This is a genomic window from Saprospiraceae bacterium (genome assembly GCA_016719615.1).
Taxonomy (GTDB): domain Bacteria; phylum Bacteroidota; class Bacteroidia; order Chitinophagales; family Saprospiraceae; genus Vicinibacter.
Genome location: JADJYQ010000005.1, coordinates 323,069 through 335,000 on the forward strand (window position 1 = coordinate 323,069; position 11,932 = coordinate 335,000).

An 11,932-nucleotide genomic window follows, 5' to 3' on the forward strand; every position below is an offset into this window, starting at 1 on the left:
TAGCAATCGAAAAGAATCCAAAAAGGAAGTAAGAACCCATATACCGTTTAAATGTTAAGGAAATTTATTTTTTAACAATATAAACCTTTCTTATGAACCCAAAAACGATTTTTGCTATTGCAATAATAGCATTGTTTTGTACTTCAGTTTATTCACAATGTACCATTTCCGGACCAGTAGACGTTTGCAAAACCATTGAATATGTTTACAACATCAACCCTGGTCCTGATCAGACAGTTCGATGGCGGTTGGTCAACCGCTTAGGCAAATTTATAACCATCAATATAGATCATTGCATGATCCAATGGGAAAAAACCGGTACAGAAACTTTATTGGCTGAGATCAGATCTTCCACCGGGGCGATCGTTTCCATTTGCTCATTGAATATTTCAGTTGCTCATTTTGAAGAATTTGACATAAAACCCATACCTAATGAAGGTGGTGCGTCAGAGAACAAAACGTACAACTTTTGTAAAAACACCGATTTGAAATTTCTGACAATGCAGCATGGTGATTATTCGTATTCGTGGACTTACAACGGCATACCGGTTGGTAATAATTCAAATACAGTAGAATTTAATTCCGGAAATCAGCCTACAGGAGAATTATGTCTCGTTGTTCAAAATCTGATTAATTTATGTATGAGAACCTTATGTATCCAGCTCAATTTATTTGATCCACCTGTCATTGACTTTCAATGGTACGGGGGCAACGATCCTTCGCTTTTGAATATTTGTCTCGGTGATGAAATCCTCTTTACCAATAACTCAGTACATGAAAATGACAATCTTTATGTCTGGGAATTGATACAGGCTGGATCCACATTATCAAGTTCATCTACCAGATCCATAAATACTCCATTTTTAACTTCATATCTTGATCCTGGCAACTACACAGTAAGGCTTACCGGATACAACATCACTAAATGTAAAATGATAAAAGAAGTTTTCGTTACAGTCGATCAAAACACAAAATTGCAAATCAACAACATCAGAAATACTGTATGTGAAGGAGAAGAAATACATTACTCGGTAGATGATGTTTGTCAGCAATATGTTTGGGCTGTTGAACATGGCCAATTTAATCCGGCTCCTGGGAATAATCCGGCAGCCAATGTAATCTGGCAGCAACCCGGCCCAGGTGGTGTTGGGACTATTTTTGTCACCCCTTCCAATTGTCAATCTTCGATTTGTAATGCTACAAGCAAAGAGCATGTGTTCATTATTCCATCAGACTTAGACAATTATATCAGTGGTACACAAACTATTTGCTATGTTGAACCCAATATTGGTGTTATATATTCAGCTCCAAAATGGCCGGGGTTTGAATATGACTGGGATGTCACGGGACAGGGAACCGAAAATTTTATCAAAACGGAAAAATCAAATGAGTTTACCGTCAGGATCAGCAGTGGTTTTACAGGTACATTTACGGTCGTTTTGAATTTAAGTTCAAGTATAATAAATTGTACAGCTACCGGCACATTACAAGTAAATGTTTATGATAACAAAATCATTGATCAAACTCCGGTGCATTGTTATGGGACAGATGCCAGTTTTAGCATCGAAAATTACAATTCAAATATGACAGTCCATTGGTCATTGTTGTACAATGGCATCGAAGTATTAAATACTACAGATTATCCTTTACTTGTAAGTAAAGATCTGTTGGTTAAAGCAGGTATCTATAATTTATTTGCACAGGTGCAGATGAATAGTATGGAGTGCAGTCAGAATTTGCAATTCACGGTTAAAAATCCGGTCCAAAGCCCAATTGAAATAACAGGCCAACCATATATATGTCCCGGACAGGAATATATGTACAGTATTGTCGAAACATCACCAGGTGATGTAGAATGGGATATTATTGGTGGAACCATTACAGGTCAACCAATGAAAAATCATATAATGATTTTGTGGTTCACCAATCAAACCACGTATCAAGTATCGGCCCGTTGGATACAAGGCGATTGTGAATCTGAGTGGACCTCGCTTGCTGTGTTCAGTAAAGAAAACCTGACCGCAGCTATAAGTGGTCCTAATCCTGTTTGCAATGCATCTACAACCGAATACACCATCAATTATCCCAATGCCCAATCCTATACCTGGCGTATTGATCCTCCATCAGTTGGGCAGATCATTGCCGGTCAAAGTTCGCATGTGGTGACAGTTGAATGGAATAATGTGAGCCAATCTACCCAGGCTAAGGTAATTGTAGATATTCTGGATTGTAACCTGAGTAAATATTATGAACTACTCGTTACTGTTAATAAAGGGACTTCACCGGTTATATTAGGAAACCCTTGTGTTGATCAGTCGAGTGCTCTGGTCGTAAACGCTTTTGGTGCTGATGAATATTTCTGGGATTTTGGCGATGGAACGACGATGACAACACCGACAAATGTTGCGTACTATATCTATCAAACCGAAGGGAGTTACTTTGTAAAAGTAAGTTGGAATGAAAGTTCCAATTGTTATGATCAAAATTATGCAAATGGCTGGGTGACTGCTTTTAATCAGGAAAAAATTGACATTTACCCTTATAAATGTAGGATTGATCAAAACAATAATACAGTTGAAGATTGCATTCCATTAGATTGTTTAGAACCTGAAGACAGTTATATTTTAAAATTCTACACAACTCAATTTGCAGGTGTTTCAGAATATCGCTGGGAAGTGACCAAACCAAATAGTGCCACCGAGTATTATACCACTACATTGCCATACTTAGAACTGGAACAATCTATCAATGGACCATACATAGGAGCCCAAGTCATAGTGCGAACAGATCACAATGCTATAAATCGAAAATGCATAATCGCAGATACATTTGATATCCCTTTATGCATTATTAATCAAGGAGAATGTGAACACGATCCGGTGACTGTAAATATAATTGAAGATGGATGGGAAGGATGTACAATATATAAGTATCATGGAGTAATATTACCCGACCCATTCTTTTATCCAGTCAAAAGTCGTTGGTGGGCTGTTAACGACGGTTTTACAAATCCGAAATATGAAATCGAAAATCCTGGTCAGTTATTACTCCGCCAATCAGAGTTTAAGAAAGCCGGTGTGTTTTCCGTTACGCTCAATGCCACCGTATATCAGACGGGAAGCATGGTAGATACCTGTATTACCCCTGAAAGCGATGTAAGGCCTGTAATAATTAATATCGTGCCGAGAATTGTATCGCAGTTTGAATGTACAGGTATAGAATATCAGCTCAGGGCGAAAGCTGTAGGAAGTCTTTATTCTGTGCCATTTCTTCCTGGAGCTACTTATACATGGTATAAGGATAATACTTCCAATGTACTTGGAAGTGGGGAAGAAATCGTCATACCTCCAGCAAGCCTGAGCAGTAATTTTACTCTTATCTTAATTGGAGATTACGGCGGTAAGTCTTGTACTACTCAAACAAATATTGAGTTGCCTGAAGTTTTTGATCTTGCATTTCAACCAGACATCAAGGCCTGTGAAGGTTCTATTGTCGAATTTGGGCTGCAAGGTACAGGTGCAGACCAGATCACATCGTACTATTGGCAATTTGGTGATGGTAGTTTTTCGTTTGCAGCAAATCCAAATAAAGTTTATGCATCAGATGGAAGTTATACAATAACATTGACTGTTAAGAATCAATATGGATGCGAACTAATTCTGACAAAAGATATTTATACTTTTTTCAGAAATCTCAATCCTATTTACGGCTACAGTGCATACTATTTGAAGCCCGGAGACAACACTAAATACAGTGTTGGTAGCAATTTAGACCCGATACTATTTTCTGTTCAGAATTATACAGGCTCAATTACATTAATAGTTGAGGCATATAAAACCTCAAATCCAAACGAAATCTGCGCATTCTTAGAACTTGATATCACGGTATTGCCTAAACCTCAGATAACTTTGGCTGTAGATACGATTTCTTGCAATCCAAGACTTCTGAAAATCAGGGAAACCTCAAGCAGGGAAGTTACCTGGTTTTTAGAACAGACCGAAATCAGCACAGGGCTATTTATTCTCACGAATACGGCAGGAACCTATACTGCAAATTACATTTCACCTGAAGGTTGTATTTCAGCTGGATTCAAAATTATATTTCCTAACCCATTGTTACATATCAATCTGGAAGGAGTTTATACTCTTTGTGATTCAATGCTCTATGACAATGATCCATTGTCACCTAAGTTATTTGGCTTTATTGATAATACTGGTGGTCCAATTCCCATATCGCAATTTAAATTATTCGGTGATGAAACTTTGGCATCTTTTGAGCAAGATTTAGGCAATCAGCAAACTTCTGTGCAACCTTCCATTGTATTAAGCCCATTGATGAAAAATAAATATATCAGACTTTGGGTAAGAGATAATTATCAATGCGAGTACATTTCTGAACCTTTTCATTTTTTGACAAAGCCCTGCAGTTGTGAGGAAATTATCTCCAGTCAAATCGATATAATCCATGACAAGACCCAAAGTGGCTATGACTATTACAATGTTAAAGGCATTTTTGAATTACCTGATGAATTTGAAATTTGTCCAACGGATGGGATTTTATTTGGCAAATTGGAAATAGTCGGCTCTGTTGAAACCAGAAAGCTGAGCAATGGAAAGACAGAACTCAGGGCATATGTACGACAAGCCATTGGAGCTTGTGATGGATTAGATACTGTAACATTGGCAATTTGTTTTGAAGAATTAAGATGTGAATCAACAATTCCTGTTGAATATGAATGTTGTCCTGATGATCCACAGGAATGTATGATACAAAATGTTGGTTGTATACTATGTCATTACCCACAATATGGGTATTTTACTACAGACATACGTATTATCCCAAGTAATATTTTTTGGTCAAAATCCTGGTTGCACAAATTTAAATGTAAAAGTGCTTTATCCTGGTACACAAATTGCTTTTGAGCAAAATTATAATTGGGTACCAGGCTCAACAGAACCTATTATTTCTTTATCATTACCAATGCCAACGATAGGTAGTGTGCTTTGTGGTGTTTTAGTCTTGAGGGTTACAGGTGCTAATTGTGATATTTCATGTAACGTTCCGTTTTGTATTGACTTAAGCGGCTGTGGTTTGTTTAATACCGGTACGCAATTCTTGTCATTTTCAAACATATGTAATGGTTCATGGTCAGAAAATGAGCTGTTTTGGAGTTTCGAATTAATTCAAACTGGCTCCGAAGAGGATCTGGTATTTCTAAACCCTCTTAATTTAAATAATGGACAAATTATTGATGTCATGTTTCCTCCAGGTAATGATCAAATGGGTGGGTTTATAGCAAACCAGGACACGACAGTTGGACATTTTACTGTTTCGTATCATGATTTTTTAACTTCAAACGATTATTGTTACAATGAGTCCTGGCCGCTTGATTCATGTGGTATGTTATTGTTCAGGTACAATAATCATATAGAATCTTTTGATGATTCCTGGCTGACAATTGTTCCTAATCCAGTAAAGGATAACTTTAGAGTCATCTACAAGTTCAAACAGTTTGATAAAATGAACGTAATAAGAATTATTGATACAAATGGTAAGGAGGTTACTCGTTTGGATAGATGTAATCAACAAGGAGAAATTCTGCTCAACTCAACTGGCATGGCCAATGGAGTATATACCATCTTTCTACAATCTGATGATATAATTGTCAAATCGAAACGGATGATTGTTTTAAAGTAAGATTTGATTAAATATAATGGACTAAAAGCATGGATTGATTTAGATCCATGCTATTTTAGTAATTCGCCAAAAATGAAAGGGATACATGCGATATTGAAAAGGTAATTTATAAAAGCGATGAAAGAAATGGAGTTGATAAAAATGGGTACGAAATATTACCTGAATTATTTGAATAATAAAATCGAATTGAATACAAAATGGGTTGGTATAGACCGGCCCGTTGTGTGTAGAGCTGTATTATCCGGTTTACAACAAATCAGTCAAAACGAAAAGACTACGATACTCTTTGAGCAAATATTCTCAAATCCCAATGCTCTGGTAAATTTTTCTTTTCAGATTAACCCCAAAACTCAACAATATGACGTCAAATTACATAAAAATAAAATAGTTGCAATTGCTAAACTTCTCAAAGGAATTGAAAAGGAGTATTTTATTAAAAGTGTTATCAAATTGGTAAGCTGGGTTAACACTCAAAAATATTGGGTTGACGCTCTTTTGCTTTTTGACAATGAAGTAGTTCCCCGTCTTATAGAATTGATTGATAAAAGTGCAAAAATGGAAGTAGATCATTCCGAAATAAGGAATCTTGAAAATACATTTGTCCATGATTCCTCAAACCTAAAAATAGAGAATGATTTAATAAAGATTAAACAAATTTCAGAAATTGGAGGTAGAGCTATACTTGTATGCTGTCCCTCGACAATAAGGATATTAAACGAAGCCTTGGAAATTGAACTTACTGATTTGGAATTTAATGTATTTGTAGAATCATTTAACCGTCATCCCTTATCGGGTTTTGCCTATAACGAGTTTAGGATTAACAACAAACTCAAAGTAAATATTTCAAAGTTATTGGCAAAAATTGAAACAACTGCTAACCTGTTTAAAAATCCTGAGATTAAATCCCACTTTTTAAAATCATTGTTCGACGATGCCCAATTAACAAATCAAAGCAGTGATTGGGCACCAACCTTATTACATTTTAATAATGTATTCGAAGAAAGATTTAACATGAGTAATAGCCGAGGCATTGAACGGCAAAATTCCTATAAATTAGAATATAGGAATGATTCAAATGATGTTTCAATTGCGGAAAAATACTTGTACTTTTTGAATGGTAAAACGCTCACGAACCAAAAGTACTTGGTGGGATCAGATTATCATCGGTTAATCGGATTTGTAAATACATATTTTGAAAATTTGGAATTACCAAAAAATTTGCAACCCATTCCTTCAGTTCATTATAAAGTAGGTGAGTTGAGATATGCGTTTTATTTAATGTTCAAAGAAATGTACCCAAACGTTGAATATCCTAAGAGTCTATTTCAATTCCTGGAAATAACTTTCCCAAACTTAAAAGATAAGGAGAATAGAGATTACAGAGAAACAGCAAATTATAAGAAATTTACTTCCAAGCCCCAATATTGGGACGACTTATTGAAACACAATAACAAATCTTAATATCCACAAAATCACTTCTTTCCCACCTTGTAGCCACTTATCCACCGCATACCTTGCACCTATGAAATATTACAAAATCATAGGATATGTACGAAATAACATTTAATGAATTGCCAAAGGCAGTGGCTGAACTTTACAAAGAGGTGGTTATTATTAAGCAACTCTTGAGTGATAGGGATAAAGCCACCTTAACAGAACAAGACCAATGGTTTGACCTAAAGGAGCTGTGTGCTTATCTTCCGGATAAACCATCTAAAATGACTGTTTACGGTTGGGTTCATAATCAATCGATCCCACACCGAAAAGGTGCAAAAAAATTGAGATTTCTCAAATCGGAAATCGATACCTGGCTAAAATGTAGTAAAAAGGTGAGCATTGTACCTGATCATGAAACCATTCCGGAATACTTATTAAAAGCAAAAGGAGGCCGGAAATGAATAACATCAATCCTATTTCCTGTCATTCTGGCAATATTGAGCTAAATCAATGCCAGGGAGATGCGAGAATAATGCCCAGTTTTGATTTTGAAACCTTTATTGGGGTTGATGAAATTAAACAAGAAATTAATAAGCTCAAATATTCGACTGAGGAATCTTATCAAAATAAAGACCTGTTTAAGGTAAAAACAGCTAATCAATGGTTGGAGCAGGCAAAAATGAGACCAATCCCTAAAATGCTATTTGGTGAATTTTGGTTTGAGGGTGAATTATGCTTTTTATTTGCAGATACTAATTTGGGTAAGTCCATTCTGGCCGTGCAAATTGGAAATAGCATAAGTCAAGGAGAATTTATACCAGGTTTTAAATTGGAATCGGATAACCAAAAAGTGCTCTATTTCGATTTTGAGTTATCTGATAAGCAATTTGAGAACCGGTACTCCTTAAATTTTAAGGATCATTATTCTTTTAGCGACAATTTCTTGCGGATTGAATTGAATCCGGAAGCTGAAATTCCGGGAGGTCAGTCATTTGAGGAGTTTCTATATTCTTCATTGGAGAGGAGCATAGTTGAAACCGGGGCTAAAATTCTTATCATTGACAATATCACTTATCTCAAAAGTGAAACCGAGAAAGCAAAAGATGCCTTGCCATTGATGAAACTATTAAAAGCATTAAAATCAAAATATGGGCTGTCTATTCTTGCTTTGGCACACACTCCCAAAAGGGATTTGACAAAACCCATCACAAGGAATGATCTGCAAGGAAGTAAAATGCTAATAAACTTTTGTGATAGTTCCTTTTCAATAGGTGAAAGCCATAGCGATAAAAATTTACGATACTTGAAACAGATTAAGCAACGGAACACCGGACAAATTTACGATTCTGAAAATGTTTGTGTTTGTCAAATTGATAAGCCCCATAATTTCTTAATGTTTGAATTTGTGAATTTCGGTAAGGAATGTGAACATTTGAAGCAACACACTGAAAAGGACAAAGAAAAACTGAATGAAAAGGTAAACGAACTAAAGAGACAAGGGCGAAGCCTTAGGGAAATAGGGGCTCAACTGGGTATTTCCCACATGAAAGCAAGCAGGATATTAAAGGATTGTAACACACTGTAACATCTGTAATACCATGTTACAAGTGTTACACCTGTTACGCTAAAAAGGCAATAAATGAATAAACACCGATACATATTAGAACTGTACAAGGGAATGAACACCCGTTACCGTTGCCCAAGTTGCCAACAAAGGGATAAAACCTTTTCCCGATACATCGACACGGAAACAGGTCAACACTTACATCCCAGCGTTGGCAAGTGCAACCGTGAAATTAATTGCGGCTACCATTACACCCCAAAACAATATTTTCAAGATAACCATATTTTATTTGATACACCCAAGCTTAAACCGCACAAGCCCCAATACATTTTACCCAAACCAAAGCCCATTTCGTTTATTCCTGTTGATGTATTTAAATCCAGCCTGAAGGCACACGAAACAAACCACTTTGTACAGTTTCTCATTAAACTGTTCGGGGTTGAGCTTGCCGGCGAGCTGGTAAGCCGTTATTTTATTGCCACCTCAAAGCATTGGAACGGTGCAACGGTATTTTGGCAAATAGATACACAAGGCAAAGTAAGAACGGGGAAAATAATGCTTTACAGCCCTGATACAGGCAAAAGAGTAAAAGAACCATTCAATCATATTACTTGGGCGCACAAAGCTCTTAAATTGACCGAATTTGAACTAAACCAATGTTTGTTTGGTGAACATTTACTAATTGACAAAACAAAACCCGTTGCCATCGTTGAAAGCGAAAAAACGGCTATAATTGCCAGCGTTTATTTACCCCTGTTTATTTGGCTTGCCGTAGGCAGCCTTACCAACCTGACAGCTGAAAAGTGCAGCATATTAAAGGGACGAAAAGTAATTCTATTTCCCGACCTTAATGCGTTTGATAAATGGACCAGCAAAGCAAAAGAACTTTCGCACATGGCATCATTTTCAGTTTCAGATTTACTGGAACGGAGAGCCACCGAAGCGGAAAGGCAAAAAGGGTTTGATCTGGCTGACTATTTAGTGAAATACGATTACAAAGAATTTGTATTTCCTGGAGCCGAACCTACCGAACCACTCTCATCTGGCCAAGCATTCGTTGAAGAGAAAACATTTGGGCAGCCCGTTAATATAAATAGCATCAGAAAAACCGGACATCCTATTTCAGGAAGCTGGAACCAAGAAATTATTGAGCTTGAAAACTACTTTGAAAGAATAGCATTACCAACCCAAACCATTATTTTGAACAAATTTCTACCAATTACCAACTGTTCAAAATTCATTCAAAGTAACATTTCTATTGTTAAAGCTAACAACGGAAACCAAACCTTTTTACCATACCTCAAACGATTACAGGAATTGAAACATGCATTATCCACAAATCTGAATTGCTATGAAAATTAAAGAAATTGAACAGCTTGAAAGCCATTTTAAAACCGGAAATGAACATCGAAACAAGTATGTCCTGGAAATGCTTTGTGATGTAATTAAACAGGGTAATTTTGAAATCCTTGAAATGCCATTACTATTATTTGATAAAGCTATAAACATTTTCGCATTGCACCACAAAACACCTTTGAGGGCAATTCAAGATTTTGAGGATGAATGCGACAAGCAAAAATTGATTCCGGATCAAAAATTATTTGTTTACGAATGGGTTTGCAAATTTTTGAAGAATACCGATTTTAAGGGCATTGATTTAATGGAAGTTTTGACCCTATTAAATAGCAAAACTGAAAGACTAAAAAATGATAAACCACAAATTGAGTATACCAAGCCATTAACAAGAAACATTCGGGAGAGCCTCAAAGAGTTCATACAAAGGGAACTTGAGCTACTGCCCGAAACGCTCAAGGACCATGCATCTTTGCAACGACTTAGTATAATTTGTAAGCTCTTGCCATTTGTATTACCCAAAGTTGAAAACGTGATCCATAAACTTGGGGAGCCTGATGAATTTAAAGTACGGCGGTATCACGATTAAATATTTAAAGTTCCTTAAGGATTTAGGTTATAAAAATTAAAATTATATGTCCAGATTTAGTACGTTTCCGTTTATATTAGAGCATGCTATCAGTATTTCCATTTCAGATTTAAAGAAATGGAATTATTTGCGAAAAGGAGCAATTAACAGCGGTGTATTGAATTGGATGCAAGGTGGATCTGAAAGAGGCAGGGTTTCAATAAAGGTTGATATGGATGCCAAAATTTGTCATATTATTTTGGATTATACGTACAATGAAACCGGTTTTACTGAACGGATTTTGCTTAAAGGAGTTGAATCAAATTTAGGAGCTGGAAATATCTGGTATTTTGTTTGTCCCAGGACTCAGAAGCTTTGCAGAAAATTGTATTTCAAACGGGGTTATTTTATTTCCAGATTCGCAATTCTGGACCATTATTACAAAAACCAAACAAAAAGCCATAGGGACCGTAAATTTGACAAACACCTTCAAATAGCATTACAAGCCGAAAACCTTGTAACGGATTTAGAAGCGAAGCATTTTAAAAGATACTATGCCGGAGTACCGACGAAGAGATATTTGAAGATAATTCAAAAAGTTAGAGAAAGTGAGAGGGTAGGGTTTCCGGATGTGTTGGGGTATATAAATGGGACCAAAATGTAATAATTATCACAACAATTTGGGCAAATTACGAAATTTATTCTTAGTTTTAAGTTAAGTTTACAGAATATGCTAAGTACAACTGAAATTGATAATTATAAAAAGCACTTGAATCAATTTTATTTTATGATTGAAAAATCTCAATGCAATTATAATTTTAATTTCAAGGATTCTCAAGAGGATTGGTTATATAAAGTTGATGAAGACAATAAGACTATTGTTTTCAATTGTTTTATTGCTGAAATTTGCCAGGGAGATTATTATTTGTCAATAATAATTCATGAACTCTTTCATTTTATTGTACAAAAAATTAATTATAAAAGCGAAGTCAAGCATATTAAAAGTACATTAGGTGATTTTATTATGCAAACATTTAACATTGAAGCAGATCTTTATACAAGCAAATATTATAAAGAATATCTAAATTATGAATTAGATGATTTTATCAAAGTGTTATATGATGGCCGAAGTACATTTGCAAGTGAAGAATTTAAAATTGGAAAGCTAAATCGGTTTTTAGGTAGTATTGTTTCAATAATCAATTTTTATTCGACTAATACTTATAGAATATTTTTACCTCATTTCGAAATTAAAAGCAATGCTCAAAATGGCGAAATAAATTTGAATAACCAGATAACGATTTTTGTAACAA

Annotated in this window: 9 protein-coding genes (1 of these 9 only partly in view); all 9 read left to right on the plus strand. The window is 35.6% G+C overall.

What is annotated here, in order from left to right:
* Positions 1–92 precede the first annotated feature (92 nt).
* The gene (locus IPM92_11000; GenBank protein ID MBK9108866.1) at positions 93–4,922 is read left to right on the plus strand and encodes a PKD domain-containing protein; all 4,830 of its coding nucleotides are present in this window, start codon (positions 93–95) and stop codon (positions 4,920–4,922) included.
* Positions 4,891–5,697 carry a T9SS type A sorting domain-containing protein gene (locus IPM92_11005; protein ID MBK9108867.1) on the plus strand — a complete coding sequence of 269 codons (807 nt, stop codon included), beginning with the start codon at positions 4,891–4,893 and terminating at the stop codon, positions 5,695–5,697. The genes IPM92_11000 and IPM92_11005 overlap by 32 nt, the downstream gene beginning before the upstream one ends.
* Before the next feature lie 117 nt (positions 5,698–5,814).
* Positions 5,815–7,158 (plus strand): hypothetical protein, encoded by a 1,344-nt coding sequence (locus tag IPM92_11010; GenBank protein ID MBK9108868.1) that lies wholly within the window; start codon positions 5,815–5,817, stop codon positions 7,156–7,158.
* An 86-nt stretch (positions 7,159–7,244) separates the two neighbouring features.
* A complete protein-coding gene (locus IPM92_11015) occupies positions 7,245–7,595 on the plus strand; it encodes a helix-turn-helix domain-containing protein (protein MBK9108869.1) in 351 nt (116 codons plus the stop codon).
* Between the two features lie 71 nt (positions 7,596–7,666).
* Complete coding sequence (locus IPM92_11020; protein ID MBK9108870.1) at positions 7,667–8,719, plus strand: AAA family ATPase; 1,053 nt, start codon at positions 7,667–7,669, stop codon at positions 8,717–8,719.
* Between the two features lie 54 nt (positions 8,720–8,773).
* A complete protein-coding gene (locus IPM92_11025; protein MBK9108871.1) occupies positions 8,774–10,060 on the plus strand; it encodes a hypothetical protein in 1,287 nt (428 codons plus the stop codon).
* Positions 10,050–10,640 carry a hypothetical protein gene (locus IPM92_11030; protein ID MBK9108872.1) on the plus strand — a complete coding sequence of 197 codons (591 nt, stop codon included), beginning with the start codon at positions 10,050–10,052 and terminating at the stop codon, positions 10,638–10,640. The genes IPM92_11025 and IPM92_11030 overlap by 11 nt, the downstream gene beginning before the upstream one ends.
* A 46-nt stretch (positions 10,641–10,686) precedes the next feature.
* Entirely contained in the window at positions 10,687–11,283 is a 597-nt protein-coding gene (locus IPM92_11035; protein MBK9108873.1) for a hypothetical protein, read from the plus strand.
* Positions 11,284–11,406: 123 nt separating this feature from the next.
* Positions 11,407–11,932, plus strand: the 5' portion of a protein-coding gene (locus tag IPM92_11040; protein MBK9108874.1) for a hypothetical protein. The gene runs 149 nt beyond the window's last position; 526 of the gene's 675 nt are visible here — the first part of the coding sequence; its start codon is at positions 11,407–11,409; the stop codon falls past the right edge of the window.

What these genes read in the sequence shown, in the direction of transcription:
- IPM92_11000 (MBK9108866.1), top strand. Translation starts at nt 93, where the DNA reads ATGAACCCAAAAACGATTTTTGCTATTGCAATAATAGCATTGTTTTGT.
- IPM92_11010 (MBK9108868.1), top strand. Translation starts at nt 5,815, where the DNA reads ATGAAAGAAATGGAGTTGATAAAAATGGGTACGAAATATTACCTGAAT.
- IPM92_11015 (MBK9108869.1), top strand. Translation starts at nt 7,245, where the DNA reads ATGTACGAAATAACATTTAATGAATTGCCAAAGGCAGTGGCTGAACTT.
- IPM92_11020 (MBK9108870.1), top strand. Translation starts at nt 7,667, where the DNA reads ATGCCCAGTTTTGATTTTGAAACCTTTATTGGGGTTGATGAAATTAAA.
- IPM92_11025 (MBK9108871.1), top strand. Translation starts at nt 8,774, where the DNA reads ATGAATAAACACCGATACATATTAGAACTGTACAAGGGAATGAACACC.
- IPM92_11030 (MBK9108872.1), top strand. Translation starts at nt 10,050, where the DNA reads ATGAAAATTAAAGAAATTGAACAGCTTGAAAGCCATTTTAAAACCGGA.
- IPM92_11035 (MBK9108873.1), top strand. Translation starts at nt 10,687, where the DNA reads ATGTCCAGATTTAGTACGTTTCCGTTTATATTAGAGCATGCTATCAGT.